General features: G+C 42.4%; 18 protein-coding genes and 1 pseudogene. 14 read left to right on the plus strand and 5 right to left on the minus strand.

The genetic code is table 11. From position 1 onward, the window contains the following. Positions 1-35 precede the first annotated feature (35 nt). The 3 genes from dapF to xerC are packed head-to-tail and all read left to right on the plus strand — an operon-like array spanning position 36 to position 2,438. Positions 36-866, plus strand: coding sequence for a diaminopimelate epimerase (gene dapF, locus K6984_RS19075; protein ID WP_221896957.1), 831 nt, complete (start codon positions 36-38; stop codon positions 864-866). Continuing rightward, complete coding sequence (locus tag K6984_RS19080; RefSeq protein ID WP_221896958.1) at positions 863-1,537, plus strand: DUF484 family protein; 675 nt, start codon at positions 863-865, stop codon at positions 1,535-1,537. Before dapF ends, K6984_RS19080 begins: the two co-directional genes overlap by 4 nt. 1 nt (position 1,538) lies before the next feature. Next, positions 1,539-2,438, plus strand: a complete 900-nt coding sequence (xerC, locus tag K6984_RS19085) for a tyrosine recombinase XerC (protein WP_221896959.1) — start codon at positions 1,539-1,541, stop codon at positions 2,436-2,438. Between the two features lie 65 nt (positions 2,439-2,503). Here xerC and K6984_RS19090 read toward each other — a convergent pair whose 3' ends face one another. Further along, entirely contained in the window at positions 2,504-2,722 is a 219-nt protein-coding gene (locus K6984_RS19090; RefSeq protein WP_221896960.1) for a hypothetical protein, read from the minus strand. On the opposite strand from K6984_RS19090, the gene K6984_RS34195 reads away from it, so the two are divergent. From K6984_RS34195 to K6984_RS19120, 7 genes are all read left to right on the plus strand, one after another. Next, positions 2,679-2,813 carry a hypothetical protein gene (locus tag K6984_RS34195; protein WP_263458806.1) on the plus strand — a complete coding sequence of 45 codons (135 nt, stop codon included), beginning with the start codon at positions 2,679-2,681 and terminating at the stop codon, positions 2,811-2,813. The genes K6984_RS19090 and K6984_RS34195 overlap by 44 nt on opposite strands. Before the next feature lie 52 nt (positions 2,814-2,865). Further along, complete coding sequence (locus tag K6984_RS19095; protein WP_221896961.1) at positions 2,866-3,861, plus strand: DUF2333 family protein; 996 nt, start codon at positions 2,866-2,868, stop codon at positions 3,859-3,861. A gap of 5 nt (positions 3,862-3,866) precedes the next feature. Next, positions 3,867-4,181, plus strand: coding sequence for a DUF4389 domain-containing protein (locus K6984_RS19100; RefSeq protein WP_221896962.1), 315 nt, complete (start codon positions 3,867-3,869; stop codon positions 4,179-4,181). Between the two features lie 158 nt (positions 4,182-4,339). Further along, positions 4,340-5,416, plus strand: a complete 1,077-nt coding sequence (dinB, locus tag K6984_RS19105; protein WP_221896963.1) for a DNA polymerase IV — start codon at positions 4,340-4,342, stop codon at positions 5,414-5,416. Positions 5,417-5,608: 192 nt separating this feature from the next. Next, positions 5,609-5,794, plus strand: a complete 186-nt coding sequence (locus K6984_RS19110) for a hypothetical protein (protein ID WP_221896964.1) — start codon at positions 5,609-5,611, stop codon at positions 5,792-5,794. Between the two features lies 1 nt (position 5,795). Beyond that, complete coding sequence (gene yjgA, locus K6984_RS19115) at positions 5,796-6,338, plus strand: ribosome biogenesis factor YjgA (RefSeq protein WP_221896965.1); 543 nt, start codon at positions 5,796-5,798, stop codon at positions 6,336-6,338. Positions 6,339-6,466: 128 nt separating this feature from the next. Then, positions 6,467-8,311 (plus strand): mechanosensitive ion channel family protein, encoded by a 1,845-nt coding sequence (locus K6984_RS19120; protein ID WP_221896966.1) that lies wholly within the window; start codon positions 6,467-6,469, stop codon positions 8,309-8,311. 84 nt (positions 8,312-8,395) lie between these two features. Here the strand turns inward: K6984_RS19120 and K6984_RS19125 are convergent, their stop codons facing one another. Genes K6984_RS19125 through K6984_RS19135 form a run of 4 tightly spaced genes read right to left on the minus strand, consistent with a single transcriptional unit; the run spans position 8,396 to position 9,959 of the window. Next, entirely contained in the window at positions 8,396-9,166 is a 771-nt protein-coding gene (locus tag K6984_RS19125; protein WP_221896967.1) for a transposase, read from the minus strand. Further along, a complete protein-coding gene (locus tag K6984_RS19130) occupies positions 9,139-9,324 on the minus strand; it encodes a hypothetical protein (protein ID WP_221896968.1) in 186 nt (61 codons plus the stop codon). Before K6984_RS19130 ends, K6984_RS19125 begins: the two co-directional genes overlap by 28 nt. Before the next feature lie 27 nt (positions 9,325-9,351). Further along, positions 9,352-9,480 carry a hypothetical protein gene (locus K6984_RS34200; protein ID WP_263458596.1) on the minus strand — a complete coding sequence of 43 codons (129 nt, stop codon included), beginning with the start codon at positions 9,478-9,480 and terminating at the stop codon, positions 9,352-9,354. Beyond that, complete coding sequence (locus tag K6984_RS19135; protein ID WP_221896969.1) at positions 9,429-9,959, minus strand: helix-turn-helix domain-containing protein; 531 nt, start codon at positions 9,957-9,959, stop codon at positions 9,429-9,431. Before K6984_RS19135 ends, K6984_RS34200 begins: the two co-directional genes overlap by 52 nt. A 316-nt stretch (positions 9,960-10,275) precedes the next feature. Between K6984_RS19135 and K6984_RS19140 the strand changes: the two genes are divergently transcribed. The 4 genes and pseudogenes from K6984_RS19140 (at position 10,276) to K6984_RS19155 (ending at position 17,057) form a co-directional block, all read left to right on the plus strand. Continuing rightward, positions 10,276-12,159, plus strand: coding sequence for an IS1634 family transposase (locus K6984_RS19140; RefSeq protein ID WP_420831691.1), 1,884 nt, complete (start codon positions 10,276-10,278; stop codon positions 12,157-12,159). 86 nt (positions 12,160-12,245) lie between these two features. Next, positions 12,246-12,827 (plus strand): annotated as a pseudogene (locus tag K6984_RS19145) (transposase); the annotation flags it as partial. A 198-nt stretch (positions 12,828-13,025) separates the two neighbouring features. Further along, positions 13,026-14,129, plus strand: coding sequence for a hypothetical protein (locus tag K6984_RS19150; RefSeq protein WP_221896971.1), 1,104 nt, complete (start codon positions 13,026-13,028; stop codon positions 14,127-14,129). Between the two features lie 132 nt (positions 14,130-14,261). Beyond that, positions 14,262-17,057 (plus strand): insulinase family protein, encoded by a 2,796-nt coding sequence (locus K6984_RS19155; RefSeq protein ID WP_221896972.1) that lies wholly within the window; start codon positions 14,262-14,264, stop codon positions 17,055-17,057. The last annotated feature ends 113 nt before the right edge of the window (positions 17,058-17,170 follow it).

Here is a 17,170-nt window from a genome sequence, read left to right on the forward strand (position 1 = left end):
GCGCCCTACAGCGATTAAGATTTATGGGGTTGTTGATGTTAATTGAATTTACAAAAATGCATGGTCTGGGCAATGACTTTGTGGTGATTGATGCGATTCGGCAGGACATATCCTTAACCGCTGAACAAATTCAGTTTATTGCTGGCCGGCACTTTGGTGTGGGTTGTGATCAGTTATTATTAGTTGAGCTTGCGCCACACTCTGATGCGGATTTTCGCTATCGGATTTTTAATGCCGATGGCAGTGAAGTTGCCCAGTGCGGTAATGGTGCGCGTTGTTTTGCCCGCTTTGTCAGAGATAAAGAATTATCCAGTAAAGATAATATTCTAGTGGATACCCATGCAGGGCAGTTGTTATTGAGCTTTGCTGAAGATGATTTGATTAGTGTCAATATGGGCATTCCCCAGCATGAGCCAGCACTTATTCCACTGAGCACAGAGCAGGAAGAAACGCTTTATACGCTACATATTGGTAATGAGGGAAAGTCCTTTGGTGCTGTCTCTATGGGTAATCCACATGCTGTTATACAGGTGGCTGATGTGCAACAGGCCGCTGTTGAGGAACTAGGTGCAGCACTGGAAAGTCATGCGTTTTTCCCGCAAAAAGCAAATATAGGCTTTATGCAGGTTATTGATAAAAATAACATCAAACTGCGGGTCTATGAAAGAGGTGCAGGCGAGACACTAGCCTGTGGTAGCGGTGCCTGTGCCGCAGTAGTTATAGGTATCGAGCAGCAAATACTGGCGAATGATGTGCTGGTTGAATTGCCGGGCGGGTCGCTCAAAATTCATTGGCATGGGCGCGGTCACCCTGTTTTTATGACTGGGCCAGCAGTCAGTGTATTTGAAGGAAGTATAGAATTATGAATGAATTGAATTCGACGGCAGTGGAGTCATATTTAAAGCAGCACCCAGAATTTTTTCATGAACATGTGGATTTGTTAGAGCATATTAGTATCCCTCATCCTAGTGGCGATGCAGTATCGCTGATTTCCAGGCAATTAGAGTTATTTCGCACGCGCCATCATGAAATGGAGATCCAGCTAAATGGCTTGATTGAAATTGCCAGAGAAAATGATAATTCAGCGAATAAAATGCACGAACTGACTCTGGCTGTACTAGAGGCGGATACACTGGAAATCGCTATTGAAAACCTGGGTGTCGTTTTAGCAGAGTGCTTTTTAACCGATTTTTTTGCGGTTAAAATTATCAGTGCGGAGCGGAATAAAACGGCGCTAGCAGATTTATTTATTGACCCCGAAAGCGAAGAGCTGACACATTTTATTACCGAGTTAAACAGTAATAAGGCCAATTGCGGACGTCCCACATTGGCGCAAGCCAGGTTTTTATTTGGTGAAAATGCGCTGGAAGTAATATCATGTGTAATTATCCCGATGGCATACACCGAAATTGAAGGACTGATTGCGATTGGTAGTCGCGAGGAAGAACGCTTTCACTATAGTATGGGGCGTTTATTTTTAACCCGGATGAGTGAAATTATAGGCACGCGCTTCGCTGCTTTGTTAAAGAATAGTTAAAGTGCAAGAGCAGGCCAGACAGCAGGTCATAGATTTTTTACAACAGTTAAAAGTTGAACGGCGTGCTTCTGAGCATACGCTGAGTAATTATCAACGAGACTTAAAGCAGTTAAGTTTTTTTTGTCAGCAGCATCAACTTACTGCCTGGGGTGCGCTGAGTTCGGCAGACATACTAAAGCATATAGCGGAGCGCCATCGTGTGGGTTTAGGTAGTAAAAGTCTGCAGCGCGAACTTTCTGCAATACGCAGCTTTTATCTATTCTTAATGAAAACAGGCCAGGTATATAACAATCCGGCGCAGCATGTCAAAGCACCTAAACAAGCTAGAAAACTCCCTAAAACTCTGGATGTAGATCAGGTAAATGCCTTACTGGATGCCGGCGCGAACTCGGTACTGGAATTGCGCGATGTGGCGATGTTTGAGTTATTTTACTCATCCGGGCTGCGCTTAAGTGAGCTGAGTGCATTAGACCTGAACGATATAGGCAAGCATGATAAGCAACTCACTGTGTTGAGTGGTAAAGGAGGGAAGTCGCGTCTGCTTCCAGTTGGTAGCAAAGCGCTGCAGGCAATACAGACATGGCTTAAAGTGCGCCCGACAGTAGCAGATGAAGCTGCGCTATTTACCAGTGCAAGAGGCAAACGGCTAGGTAATCGCAGTATACAGTTACGCTTAAAGCAGTGGTGTATCAAGAAAGGTATTCCCGAGTCGGTGCATCCGCATATGTTACGCCATTCTTTTGCAACACATTTACTGGAGAGCAGTCAGGATTTAAGAGCCGTGCAAGAGCTACTCGGGCATGAAAATATCAGCACCACGCAAATTTATACTCATCTGGATTTTCAGCACCTAGCTGAAGTGTATGATCAGGCGCATCCGCGCGCAAAAAAGACTAAGTAATAAAATTAGCTCATTTCCATCGGGGATTTATCTATGCCTATTAAACTGAAAAAATGTTACTATAGTTACCATTCGCTGAAAATCATGGAAACGGAGCTTAGCGAAGTGGTGATTTTTAGTCCCTGATAGGCGACAGGGCAATTCGCTGATTCGACGTGTGCTAGCAGCACGCGAGAGGAGCAAGAATTGCATTCCGAATAGCCGTCCAGCCAGTGAGGTAGTAATGACGAAGCGGCTTTTGTGCGTAGTCGTTGCGGACGCAGGGCGTTCAGGGCATCTCCCATCCGCTGCGTAGGTGAACGAATTATGGCGACAGGAGTCCCGGAATTTCGTGAGGTAGCATGGCGCGCCTGTGTCTTTGTAAACACAAGATAATATTTTTTGCTGAATATACAGACATTATTATCAAATAAAATAGGATTATATAATGGCAGCCAGCGATTTTTCGCATGAGGCAGAATCGAAGGGTTTTTCATGGTTTATAGGTGTTCTTGGAGCAATTGCGGTTATTGTTATTGTCGTGCTGGCTGGTTACTGGAGCATTGAACCTAAGCCTTTCAATGTCGTGGCCGAGGCAAAGGAACGCCAAAAGGCACAAGGTTTTTCTGAAATTCCTGATGGCTATGTGTACGCAAATACCTTAGTGCATATTGCCGAAATATTGCTCTACAAGCCAGGCGGTTATCTTACCAATGATGTAGGTGTGCCTGGTATCATGCTGGATAATATTCCCAGCTGGGAGTATGGTGCGCTGATAATGTTGCGCGATGGCGCTTCTGCTTTAAGAAATCATCTGGCTCGGGCACAATCACAATCTGCAGAAGACCCGGACTTAGCTAGAGCCGAGCCGTATTTTTATTATGAACGCAACTCATGGGCCTTGCCGTCTACCGAGGCGGAATATGAAAAAGGGATCCATGCGCTACATAATTATATGAAGCGTCTGGCAGACCCAAATCATAAAAATCCGGGGCACTTCTACTCACGTGCTGATAACTTATGGCAATATGTAGAGATTATTATCAAACGTCTTGGTGGTATTTCAACTAGGCTGGCGGCGAGTACTGACCGCTATGAAGCGTATGATATTCAGCAAGAAAAATCAGCCGCGATTTCACAGACCACCTGGATGCAACTGGATGATGAGTTCTGGCAGGCACGCGGCTCTTGCTGGGCGCTACTGCATATCCTGAAAGCTGTTAAGTTTGATTTTAGATTGATTCTGGAAGATAAGCGTGCTATGGATACCGTAGAAATTATGATTCATGAAATGGAAAATGCGTTGGCACCGATTACCAGTCCGGTTATTTTAAATGGTGATGGTTATGGTATATTTGCCAACTATTCATTGGCAATGGCAAGTTATGTATCACGTGCAAGTGCAGCGGCGCTGGATTTGCGTGATGTAATGAACAGAGGATGAGGACAATGGAAGAGCAGTTACAAGACAATTTTAAACAGGTCAGCACCTGGAAGCGTATCGGATTTATTCTTATTTTTGCAGTGATAGCAGGTGTCGTACGTACCCTGATCTGGGTGGTGGTATTATTGCAGATTGCCTCGGCATTAATTACCGGTGATACTAATCAGCATATCCTCGGCTTTGGTCAGAAATTAGCCGCCTATCTTTACCATATAATGCTGTTTATGACTTTTAATACTGACACTGTGCCTTTTCCCTTTTCTGACTGGAATTTAACCGAGGAAGCTATTAGCAATAAGGATTTAGTCACTAAAAATTAAGCGGCTGTTAAGTTATTTTTCCGTGAACGACTTGAAGGAATGATGGCAATACTTTATGCGTTTTATTGAGACAATGTTTTAAAAGCTCCACACTTCATTACCTTCATGCCCTTCATGGTTGCAAAAGAATTTATACCTTAACACTCTAGATAACCTCCATGCCTGCACAGCTGCGTAAAATCATTCACATAGATATGGATGCATTTTTTGCGGCGGTAGAACAGCGCAATAATCCAAAATACCGCAATAAACCTATTATCGTTGGTGGAGCTCCTGATAGTCGAGGGGTGGTTGCCACTTGTAGTTATGAAGCGAGAAAATACGGCATTCATTCGGCAATGCCATCATCCCGCGCGTTTAGCCTGTGTCCTCAGGCTATCTTTGTAAAGCCCCGGATTGTATTATACAAAGAAGTTTCTGCATTAATCCGGCAGATATTTTACCAATACACCAAGCTGGTTGAGCCGGTATCACTGGATGAGGCATATCTGGATGTGAGTCAAAGTGAGCTCTACCAGGGATCAGCAACACGAATTGCACTGGCAATTAAGCAGCAAATCTTATCCGACACGGGGTTAGTTGCATCGGCAGGCGTTTCTTATAATAAATTTTTTGCAAAAATAGCCTCCGATATGGATAAGCCGGATGGGCTATATTTGATAACCCCAGAGCAAGGGGTAGAATTTGTTGCACAACTACCCATAGGTAAGTTTCATGGTGTGGGTAAGGCGACTGAACGAAAAATGCATGATTTGGGTATCAAAAATGGCGCCGATCTTAAGCAGTTTTCTTTACCGACACTACAGCAACACTTTGGCAAATCGGCTGCATTCTTCTTTAATATTGCCCAAGGAATAGATGCAAGGCCGATACGCGTTGATCGGGAAAGCAAGTCCATCGGCACGGAAACAACTTATTCTGCAGATCTGCTACAGAGTAATGAAATCTACCAGCAACTAACTGAATTATTCAGCAAGGCTTTAGCCAAGGTATACGCAAAAAAACTCTATGCACGCACGCTGACGATCAAGGTAAAATATCACGATTTTCAGCAGATTACCCGTAGTTTGACTTTTAATAAGCCGATTAAAAGTCAGCTGGTAACGACTCCGGTATTCAGACAATTATTACGCAAAGACGACATAGGTCAGAGTAAGGTTCGTTTATTAGGGATTACCTTGTCGACATTGGAAAAACAGACAAACTATTATCAGCAAATGGATATATTTGATTAGTTTTTAGCTTGCGAGGCATGTATAGCTATCGATACGCTAATTTTTGTATAGATTTATTAACATATCATGAAGTGCATGAAAATAAAGAATAGCAAGAGAAGCCTTCAATTCTTTCATGTTCTCTATGGAGAATTGTAAATTCAGTATCCTGGTAATTAATGCTAATTTACAATTAAAAAAAGTGAGGACAATATGCAAATGGCAATGTGGGAAAGTATATTATTAGGCGTTATGGCGCTTGGCCTGATCTTCTGGATGGGACCAGGTATAAAGGCTACGCTACAGCGCAGTAAAGAAGCACCGAAAGACTGGCTGGGCGCATTAGTGCCTATAGGTGGCGTGGTTTTGTTTGTTATATTTTTAATTATGATGGTTTGATATGAACGAATTTTTTGATCCAGAAGAGGAAGAAGAGACCTGGGCTATTCGGCCAAATAAATCAAAAATTAAGCGTGATATTGCTGAATTAAGTGATTTATGTGAAGAAATAACCCAGTTGGCGCCCGCGCAGATTGAACGATTGGGCTTGCCTGAAAATATTCTGCTAGCTCTTTTAGACGCGATAAAAATGCCTGTAAAAGGCGCAAGGAAGCGTCAGCTAAAATTTATTACTGGCATGATGCGTAAGATAGATGTTGAACCTATACAGGAGCAATTAGACAAAATTAAAGCCAAGAGTGCACATGCAACCAGGGAGTTGCACCAACTGGAACGCTGGCGCGAAGCTCTTTTATCGGGTGATAAACAGAAGTTAACCGAATTTTTGCAGCAAAACCCGGCGGCCGATGCGCAATATATACGTCAGTTGATTCGTAATGCGAGTAAAGAGTTAGCCAGCGCAAAGCCGCCTAAATCTTCGCGGTTATTGTTCCGCTATTTAAGGGAGCTATTAGAAAGTGCAAGAGATGAAATGCAAGATTAGTAGCAGTATAGATGTAGAGCGTGGCTGCAGCCGGCTAATGCCAAATGTATTTAAAGGCGTGCTAAAGCCACGTCCTGCATAAAAGATATATGTACCCGCTAATAATAGATTTAGGAATGTAATGCCCCATGGTTAACAAGTTTATTAAAATTATTTTATTGATGTTTTTATTCGTAACATCTTTCCAGATAAAAGCGGATAGCGATGGGAAGTATATTGCGATTACGGGTATGCTTAAAAGTGTGTCTGATGTAAATCAGCAGATCTCGGAAAATGATAATGACGCAAAACTGCAGATTTTATTGCAGGAAAAACAGACTTTATTGCGCAACTTACTGCAAATTATCCGTGGCTCATTTATTGATTATGATGTACAGGATATAGATGAGGAAAAGCTAAAATTATTGCGCTCAAAGATTCGTATCAATCGCTCGCGTGGAAATACGGTTGCAGTACAGCGTGACAAGTATGATGCTGACTATATCATGACTAAGCGGGACATAGGTGCATACGTCGTTTATCTAGTTGAAGCCAGCCGTAATTATAAGACTAAAGAGGAAATAATTGCAGAAACTAAACAAAGACTGCAATTGCTCAAGAAAAAAGTGAAAGCAACACCTGAGCCGATTGATGGGGACGGTGAAATCTATCAGGATTTGGCTAAGAACCATAAGGATTTGCTAAGAATTTATGCTGTTTATCAGGATTTGCTTGAATATATTTTAGCTAATCCAGAAGCGATAGCGACGACCAGCTTTTTTCAGAAAATGTCTCTGGTCAGTTTTATTTCGTACATTAATAGCCACGCACTGTTTAAAGATATTAACTTTAAGATTGCGCCACTACGCATAGATATGGGCGGCATTATTGTTTCTCTGTGCATTATGCTGTTGAATGTTATTGCATTTCCATTGGTTTCCAGAGCAAGTAATCGACTGGTTGAGCGGTTTATCCTAGATGATGGGAAAATAGAAAATGTTGAGCTTGTGTTTATCAGTATGCACAAGCCTATTTTATATTTAATGCTGTTTTTCGGGATAGACTTGGCATTGAATGCCTTGCTTTATAAAACTGAAATTAAAATCACTATCGATTATTTTATTTATATTATCTATGCCGGGCTGTATATTTTCTTGCTGTTTAATATTATTAATAGCGTTGTTGCCGTACATGCAGAGCAGGCTGAAAGGCGCAATAAAGCCTATAGTAAAGAGCTGGTTTTATTACTGGTGAAGGGTTTGAAAGGGCTGGTTTTCCTTATTGTTTTGACCTTTTTACTGAGTCATTTCGGGATTAATATTACCGCAATTCTGTCAACTTTGGGAATAGGTGGGCTGGCATTTGCGATGGCGGCTAAAGATAGTCTATCCAATTTCTTTGGTGGCCTGAATATCATGATCGACCGGATTTTCAAAATGGGTGACTGGATTAAAGTTGGATCGGTAGAAGGAACTGTGGTTGAAATAGGCTTGCGTAGTACTACTGTTCGCACATTTGATAACGCCCTGATTACGATGCCAAACTCACTGGTATCAACCGCAAGTGTACTTAACTGGAATCGTCGTTCCGTAGGGCGACGTATTAAAATGCATATCGGTGTCACTTACGAAAGTAATATGGATGATATACGCCAGGCCTTGCTGGATATCAAAAGTATGCTGGAAGATCATTCCGGCATAGCTAGCCCAAAGGAAAAACATACTTCGATAAAAGCCAAAAATAAATTTTTAACCCTGGAAGATGTACATGGTATTAAATCGACACAATTAGTTTTTTTAGATCGTTATAATGAATTTTCGATAGATATTCTCATTTACTGCTTTTCTAAAACAGTCAACTGGCCGAGTTGGTTAGAGGTTAAGCAGGATGTCATGTTTAAAATTGCCGAGATTCTAAAAAAAAATAATCTATCCTTTGCCTACCCAACTAATGTACAGATTAACCGTAATGAGGAATCAGTATTGGCTGAATAAAGCATAGCCGATATCTTAGAAAAATTATTAAGACCGTGTTATAGTTTCTCAGATAAATAATTTCCAAATTTGGAGCGCTTAAACTTAGGCGGTAACAACGAAATCTTCCCGCAATTTTTGCATAACACAAATCACTTTACTGGCATCATACATATAAGTGTTAAAAGTTTGCACAACTGAATCATGAAGATCTTCAAAAGTTTTAAAATACTTCATATGAGTCGAATCGCGTTTCGTATTTTTCCATAATTTCTCAATCGGATTAAAATCCGGCGAGAACGCAGGGAGACGTTCTACTGTCAAACGATCTACATTAGCTAACTTAAATTCCTTAATAACACCGCTTCCATGATACGGGGCACCATCTTCAATTAGAATAATCTTGCCTTTATAATAAGCCAGCAATTGTGTTAAAAACTCAACATAGCTTTCACCATTAAAACGCCCAGATGTTTCAGCGTGTTGTAATATCATTGGCTTATAACTCTCGATTAAGACGTTGTCGGCAATAGAATATATCGCTTCCATAAAAAGCTTCTGTGTTGGATATTTCTCATTTTTTAAGCTTTTAAGAATAGCTAAAAATTCTTGAGGCAGCCCAGCTTCTTTTAAAAGTCTAAGTGACTTTGGTTTTATCTCATAAGCCAATGATTCTCGGTATTGAAAACTCCCTCCTTCGAGTTCGATCGTACCAAACATTTTCAACCCTTTTCGAATCCCTGATGTTTTCACTGTGGGTTGCTCTCCTATTGGAGCCCAGGTTCGTGCCAATGAACCCCACATAGCAAATGACACCTCATCACCGAATAAAACGACACTCTTTTCTTCTACCGCCTTTTCCATAATGGCAGGCAATGTTTCTTCCAGCCACGTTTTTCTTTCAAGCTCGTACGCTGAAAATCAGGGAAACGTAGCCTAAGCGAAGTGAAGATTTTTAGTCCGCGATAGCCGTAGGGCCGTTGTTTTGTCGGAGTCTGAGCGTTAGCGAAGGTGGAGACAAAATAAAAGGCCATCCGACACGGCGTCAAGTCATTTGGAGCCTATGTTCCGACCCCTTGTTGGGTCGGGACGAGGTGACGAGGACGAATCGGGGCCGCCGGAGGCATAAGTGGTCGCGTTAAGTTTTTGCTGCTTGCTTGGGCTGGGATGCCCAAAACAAGCTTTCGCAAAAATAGCGACTCCCCGACTTTTCTTCTTCTTGGCGATCAGTCACAAAACGAGCTTTTTGATAACTGAAGCCCAGTTTTTTCATTAGGCTTGATAAATAGTTCAAGTTATAACGAACTTCAAATTTTAACCAAATAAGCTCGGCAATCATCGCAGTATTCCATATTCCACAATGAAATCCATTGTCTTCTGGGCCTTTCTTTATCAACTCAACCAATTTATTTTTCTGGTCTTTAGTTAACTTTGACTTCCGACCACGTCCTTGATAGTGTTGCCCTATTAACCAACCGACACCTTTATGCATGAATGTTTTCAGCCAATTTATAATGGTTTTTTCACAGACTCCCATTAGGCGTGCTATTTCTTTGATTCTCATGCATTCACTGAACCAGAGTAGAGCTTGAGTTAATCGATATAAACAAATATTACTTAGCTTGAGAGCTGTCGCCATATTTTTTTTTAGTCGGTCTACAATTGACATGGCTGGTTCTTCTTCTAGTACAAGAGGAGGAACGCAATTGAGTTGCTTTCTGAAAATCAAGATCACAAAAAGAATCGCAAAAAAAGGCCAGACCGGAAACATGCTGGAAATAGATTCTTCTGCAGCAAATAAATTTGCAGAATTAACCTATCTTTGTCACTTTTATCTCTTCAAGTCATTGATTTATAATTCGCATTAAAAATTCATCGTAAAAATCCCTTTAGAATCAATGGTGTTTTTTTTGAGGGTCTCTGTAGTGCCATCTTAACTTGCTCTGACCCTTGATTTTCCCTGATTTTTCACCGATGCTAGTGGTATCTATATTCGAAGAACCAAAACAAAAAGCCTTGAAGACGGCTCAGTTCATTTCACTTACCGCATTGTAGAATCTGTGCGTATAGGAAAACAAGTCAAGCAACGTACATTGCTCAATATAGGTGCGGACTTTACGATTGATAAAAAGTACTGGCCCTTGCTGACGGCCAGAATCGAACAATTACAGCAAGGTTTGGAACCACATCAGGAAGAGCTATTCAATTTAGCCGATGATTTAAATCAACTTCTGGAAGCAACAGCCCAGCGCTATAGCTCACTGATGACTGCAAAACTGTCACAACCGCTAGATTCAAAAACAACAACGCGAGATTTTCATCATGTCGATATTAATCATGTCGAAGCCATTAATGCCCGTAGTATTGGTGTTGAAACCCTGGCACTGCATGCCGCACAGCAGTTACAGCTAGACGAAAAACTCATGGCGCTGGGCTTTAATAAAGTAGATACGGCGACGGCCCTGGGCACTATCATAGGACGTATGGTTTCACCCGGCAGTGAACTGCAAACACATGACTGGTTGCAAAATCAAACAGGCCTGGGCGAATTACTGGGTCATGACTACGGTAACACCAGCCTGACGCGATTATATACAGTCAGTGACAAGCTACTCAAACATCAGGCAACTCTTGAATATTTTCTGGCTGACCGAGAGCAGACGTTGTTCAATTTAAACCGCAAGATTGTATTGTACGATCTGACCAATACTTATTTTGAAGGCCAGTGCGCCCGAAACCCGAAAGCGAAATTCGGTCGCTCTAAAGAGAAACGCACTGATTGCCCGTTGGTTACTCTGGGGCTGGTTCTGGATGGTGACGGCTTTCCATTGAGTAGTCAGGTTTTTCCCGGCAACGCCAGTGAGCCCGCGACCTTGAAACTGATGCTTGACGAACTGCGAGACAAGGATCCCTTTCATCAAATAAAGCCGGTGGTTATCATGGATGCCGGCATTGCCAGCGCTGACAATATTGCCTGGTTAATCGAACAAGATTATCATTATCTCGTTGTCAGTCGAGAACAACATGTAAAAAACCCAAGAGATCAGAAAACTCCGGTAGCGGTCAGGGATACCCGGGACAGCAATGTTGTTGTTTATCGTGAAGTTGATCAAGAAACCGAGGAAACCCGACTCTATTGTCATTCAGAACAAAAAGCAAAAAAAGAACAAGGTATCCGTAATCGCTTCCATGCTCGTCTGGAAGAGGCCCTAGAAAAACTGCACACAGGTCTGAGCAAAAAAGGCACCCTTAAAAAATACGACAAAATACTGGAACGTATCGGACGACTACGTGAAAAACATAGCCGTGTTGCTGCAGATTACACCATTAACGTTATCGCGGATGACAAAAAAAACAAAGCCATCGGTATAGAATGGCAACGTAAACCTGAAAGTGACCAAAAAGATAAGCACTGTGGTGTTTACTGCCTAAGAACGAATATCCCTGACTGGTCGGAAGAACAGTTATGGCTAACCTATACCATGCTGACTGAGATTGAAGCGACCTTTAGAAGCCTGAAAACCGAGCTAGGCTTGCGCCCTGTCTATCACAAAAAAGAAGAGCGGGTTACCGGACACCTATTCATCACATTATTAGCTTACCACCTGGTACATGTACTGCGTTATCAACTTAGATTGCAGGACATCCATCTAAGCTGGGAAAGCATTCGCAACAGGATGTCGACCCAGCAACGCATGACCATTACTTTACCCACGGATAACGATACAATCATTCACCTGCGAACCACAAGCAAAGCAGAAACCAGACAAAAACAAATATACACTGCGTTGAATATTAACCCCGACCCGATTGGAAAAGTTAAAACGATCGTTGATATGAAACCTGTAGTGCCAACTGGGGCCGATTGAAAAATTTAACTCATTGAAATAATGGGAAATTGACTGTATATGTCACGAAGATAGGCTAAGCTCCGTTTCCATGATTTTCAGCGAGGGGGCGGAATAAAAAGTACGGGCAGCGTCTGGGGTCAGCCACAGACATGGCAAAAACAGTACAACAAAAGGCCCGATCGTATACCGTGAATCTCTATGGAAAACAGCGTGAAGTCAGGGCTTATAGTCGCGTTGTCATGCTGAAAACATTGAAACGACCCGTTCAGGTTGTCTGGGTGTTTCGTCGCACACAGTGGATTGCTTTGTTTACGACCGATCTAAGTTTATCCGTCACACAGATTATTGAGTATTATGGTGCGCGATGGAAAATCGAATCCGAGCTCAAAGAGCTCAAGCAAGACATAGGGAGTCAGAAAAGTCAGTGTCGAAATGCGCAGGCAGTGACCAACCATTTGAACTTCTGTATGATGGCAACAACGCTGACGTGGATTTACGCGGATCGTTTAAAAACCGATCCGGAACGTCGGCACAAAGTGAAGGGGCGAGCCAGTTTCGCCTTTTCAGATATCCGCCGCATCATTGCCGAAGCGGCTTTGGATCCGGATTTTGAAAGGGTTTGCCCCAAATACAGCAGCTCCCCTGTAAATTCGGTGGTAGCCGTTTTATTGCGAATGGTTCCTTGATGAATTTCTAAGAAACTTCAGCGGATAAAAAGACCAGCATTTTTCGGATGATGTGTGTTTCTATCTCCCTAAGCTTAATAATATTTATATTTTTGGTTTGATAATAGTTCAACCATCTGGTGAAATAATACCGCTTCACGGCTTTGTGAAGAAATCAATGCTCAACAGATGTTTTTAGGATGAAAGAATACGCTATATATGGAAAATCTACAAAATTGCGTTAGCCCGCATACAGCTAGTCTGTCATACCACTGCTTAAAACAAATGATAGAGGTTGTATATTCCCTGCAAAAGCTCAGTGAAAACCCGGCTTACCCGGAATCATTACCCGAACTCCCTGATAATGCCCAGATCGAGCCTGGACATTTCTCGGTGTTAATGGGCTATGATTTTCATATAGATGATAAGCAGCAGGTCAAACTGATAGAAGTAAATACTAATGCCGGGGGCTTATGGTTTGCAACACTTAGCCATCAACCTCAAGCAAGCCACTTCCCAGAAAAACTTGCGCATAAATTGCTAAGCTCATTTGTACAAGAGTATCGCTTATTTTGCGGGAGTGCTGGTGCCAGGCCGCAATTTATTGCCATTATCGATGAACAGCCAGAGCAGCAATTTCTCTACCCTGAAATGCAGATATTTGCAGAGTTATTTCAACAGGCGGGCATTAAAACCGTTATTGTTGATCCTGCCCAGCTTGAAATCAGAGATAGCCTCCCGTATTATAAAAATGAAGTGATTGATTTAATCTACAACCGCCATTGTGACTTTTATTTAAACACCCCGGAAATGCAAACTATTGCCCAGGCATGGCAACAACAAAGTGTATGCTTAACACCCAACCCTCGTGTTTATGGTCTTTTAGCCGACAAGCAACGCATGATGGACTGGTCGCGCGCTGATTTTTTTAACGGCTTATTAGCCCCTGCTAGCGCAACGCGCTTACAACAGGCTATTCCGCACACGGAGCTATTAGTCTCTCACCCTGAAGACACCTTGTGGTCGGGACGCAAACATAAGGTATTTAAACCCATGACCGGCTATGCCAGTCGCGGCGTTTATCTGGGCGAAAAAATAACCAAGAACAAGCTAAGTAGCCTGCCCCCTGATACAACCTTAGTACAACAACGCATCAAACCAACAATCACGCATACTCCTGGCGGTGAAAAGTTTAAAACTGATTTTCGCCTGTTTGTCTATCGTAAAACTATTCTTGCCGTTAGCGCTCGTTTATATCAAGGCCAGGTAACCAATTTACGCACGACTAATGGCGGATTTGGCAAGATTCAATTAAGCCGTTAGCAATTAGTGATCGGCACTTCTAGCAATTATTTAATAACAAGAAGTACATAATCATCCATGAAGCATTACCTAAAACTTTTCATTCTTGTACCTACATTACTTTGCCATGCATGTACCTTAACCACTGCAGTTATGCAAAAAACATATATCATACAAAGTCAGAACGACGGTCGTCAATATCAGGATTTTATACTGGATAATGGTTTGAAAGTGCTGATTATCTATGATCCTGAAACGAAAAAGGCAGCCGCATCCCTGGATGTTTTTGTGGGTAGCGCTAGCGACCCAGATGACCGAGCCGGACTGGCACATTTTCTGGAACATATGCTGTTTTTAGGTACTGAAAAATACCCTGATGCGGATGAATATCAGACCTTTATTGCGCAACATGGCGGCTCACGAAATGCGTATACGGCAAAAGAGCATACCAATTATTTTTTTGATATAGAAAATGCCTCACTGGAACCTGCACTAGACCGTTTCAGTCAGTTCTTTACCGCGCCGCTGTTTAATGCCGAGTTCGTAGACAGAGAAAAAAACGCAGTGAATTCTGAATACCTGGGCAAAATAAAAACTGAGAATCGGCGTTTTTATGCAGCTATCCAGCAGGCATTCAATCCCAAAAGTCCGTATGCTAAATTCAGTGTCGGCAACCTGGAAACACTTGCTGACCGGGAAAATGATGCTGTACGTGATGATTTACTGACTTTTTATCAGACCCACTATTCAGCTAACTTAATGACCTTAGTCGTGCTCGCCAATGAACCTCTGCCAGTTTTAAAGCAATGGGTCGAAGCTAAATTTTCTGCCATTCCCAACCAACAGGCGGAGAAAAAAGTCTTTAACGAACCTTTGTTGACTACAGCACAAATGGCTCAGAGAATTGACATTAAGTCACTACAGGAAAAGCGTGAACTCAATCTTATTTTTACTTTACCTGCAACGCAAGCCTATTACCTTGCTAAGCCCAGCGCTTATTTTCAATCATTATTGGGACATGAAGGTGAAGGTAGTATTCTCGCACTTTTAAAAGCAAAAGGCTGGGCAGATGAGCTCAGCGCTTCGGTGGGTTTTAGTAATAATGCTCAGGAATCCAGCTTGCACCTTGGCATTAATTTAACCCGTGCGGGCTTAAAGCATACTAATGAAATTATTAATATTGTTTTTCAATACATCAGGCTACTACAAGACATTGAGATTCAGCAATGGATATACCAGGAACAGAGTCGAATGGCGAGCCTGCAATTTCGTTATCAAGAGCAGCATGATGCCAGCAGCACCGTTACTGGCCTAGCCAGAAACATGCACTATTACGCGCCACAGGATGTCTTGCGGGGCCCGTATGTAATGGAACAATATAAACCCGAACTCACCAAACAGCTATTAAATCAGCTAAGGCCCGAACGCGTGCTAGTTGCCCTGCATACGCAAAATATAACCACCGATCAAACTGAAAAATATTACCAGGTGGACTACCGCATAGCCGCAATTGACCCCGAGTGGCTTCAAACCTGGTCTGAGTCGCCCATCAATCCCGCGCTTTCATTACCTGCTGCAAATCCGTTTATTCCCGATGCGTTGCAGCTAAAAACTTCTCAATCCAGCCTATCCCAGGCAGGACATGCTCATCCCGAATTAATTCAGCAACGCCCTAATTTAGATCTATGGCATCAATTAGATACCAGCTTTAAGGTGCCACGCAGCAACCTGTATATCGCACTAAAATCACCTATTGCCAATAATACCCCGCGAGATAGTTTATTAACCTCCTTATTCACTGGAATTATTAACAAGCAGTTAAATAGCTATGCCTACCCTGCTCGGCTGGCTGGGCTGAATTACTCTATTTATGCAACTGAGCGCGGCATAAGCATTGCACTTTCCGGTTATGACCAAAAACAGCCGGTATTACTAAAGCAGATTATTGCAGCCATTAAAGCACCCGAGATTACGGAATGGCGCTTTAATATCTTAAAGGCACGCTTTGAGCAAAAGCTAAGCAATGCCAAAAAACAGCAGCCTTTTCAGCAAATACTAGCCGAACTCAAGCGTACCCTGGTTGAGCGACGCTGGACTAACGAGCAAAAGTTAACTCCCTTGTCCAGCTTAAAACGTCAGGATTTAGAAATTTTCGCACAGACATTCCTAAAGCAATTCCATATCACTATGCTGCTACTGGGAAACAATACTGCAGAAGAAGCCAAAGATATTGCCGCAATGCTGGAGCAGCAATTTTCCTTATCGCCCGAAGCTGTAGTCGTAACTGCCGCTGATATTATTCAGCTGCCGGAAAATACTCTGCATGCGCGTAAGTTGAGCATCGATAACCATGATGCTGCACTGGCTCTTTATTTCCAGGCTTCGGATAAAAGCGCACAGTCCCGAGCAGAGGCAAAGCTATTAGGCCGTATTATCTCCTCTGCATTCTTTGCCGACCTACGTACCCGTCAGCAGCTGGGCTACAATCTAGGCGCAGCAGCACTGCCGATAAAAGATGTGCCGGGGATCATTTTTATCCTGCAATCGCCGGTTATTTCTGCACCTGAAATAGAACAGCATTACCGAGAGTTTATTAAATCCTATTTACAGGAATTACAGGCTATCTCAGAGCAAGATCTTGAACGCTACAAAGCGGGCTTAATCACTCGCTTGCTGGAAAAGGATAAAAGCCTGCAAAAAAGAAGCTATCGCAACTGGCTGGAAATCGACCGCGAAAATTACAATTTTGATACTAAACAACGTATTGCAGCAGCGGTAGGAAAAATTGATAAAGATCGCTTAATTGCTATCTACAAAGACTGGTTAATTGATAAGCCGCGCCAGTTACGTAGTTATTCGACTGGCAACCAGTTTATTGATGCTGACTTTGCTAATCCAGAACTGATTATCGATATTGATGCCTTTAAACGTAAGCAGCATAAACTTTAATCAGGAAATATTTTATAACTGAAGTTTCCCAATTATTGAGTAGCTGAAATACACAATGCTGGTGTATCGAGGTTTATTTTAGGTGGTTTTGCCATGTTTATAGCAAACCCCTA

The organism is Bathymodiolus japonicus methanotrophic gill symbiont (assembly GCF_019721995.1).
GTDB lineage: Bacteria > Pseudomonadota > Gammaproteobacteria > Methylococcales > Methylomonadaceae > Methyloprofundus.

Bases quoted from the DNA above. Each gene is read 5' to 3' on its own strand.
- dapF (WP_221896957.1), top strand. From the start codon at position 36: ATGTTAATTGAATTTACAAAAATGCATGGTCTGGGCAATGACTTTGTG.
- K6984_RS19080 (WP_221896958.1), top strand. From the start codon at position 863: ATGAATGAATTGAATTCGACGGCAGTGGAGTCATATTTAAAGCAGCAC.
- K6984_RS19090 (WP_221896960.1), bottom strand. From the start codon at position 2,722: ATGGGAGATGCCCTGAACGCCCTGCGTCCGCAACGACTACGCACAAAA.
- K6984_RS19095 (WP_221896961.1), top strand. From the start codon at position 2,866: ATGGCAGCCAGCGATTTTTCGCATGAGGCAGAATCGAAGGGTTTTTCA.
- K6984_RS19100 (WP_221896962.1), top strand. From the start codon at position 3,867: ATGGAAGAGCAGTTACAAGACAATTTTAAACAGGTCAGCACCTGGAAG.
- dinB (WP_221896963.1), top strand. From the start codon at position 4,340: ATGCCTGCACAGCTGCGTAAAATCATTCACATAGATATGGATGCATTT.
- K6984_RS19110 (WP_221896964.1), top strand. From the start codon at position 5,609: ATGCAAATGGCAATGTGGGAAAGTATATTATTAGGCGTTATGGCGCTT.
- yjgA (WP_221896965.1), top strand. From the start codon at position 5,796: ATGAACGAATTTTTTGATCCAGAAGAGGAAGAAGAGACCTGGGCTATT.
- K6984_RS19120 (WP_221896966.1), top strand. From the start codon at position 6,467: ATGGTTAACAAGTTTATTAAAATTATTTTATTGATGTTTTTATTCGTA.
- K6984_RS19130 (WP_221896968.1), bottom strand. From the start codon at position 9,324: ATGGCCTTTTATTTTGTCTCCACCTTCGCTAACGCTCAGACTCCGACA.
- K6984_RS19135 (WP_221896969.1), bottom strand. From the start codon at position 9,959: ATGTCAATTGTAGACCGACTAAAAAAAAATATGGCGACAGCTCTCAAG.
- K6984_RS19150 (WP_221896971.1), top strand. From the start codon at position 13,026: ATGGAAAATCTACAAAATTGCGTTAGCCCGCATACAGCTAGTCTGTCA.
- K6984_RS19155 (WP_221896972.1), top strand. From the start codon at position 14,262: ATGCAAAAAACATATATCATACAAAGTCAGAACGACGGTCGTCAATAT.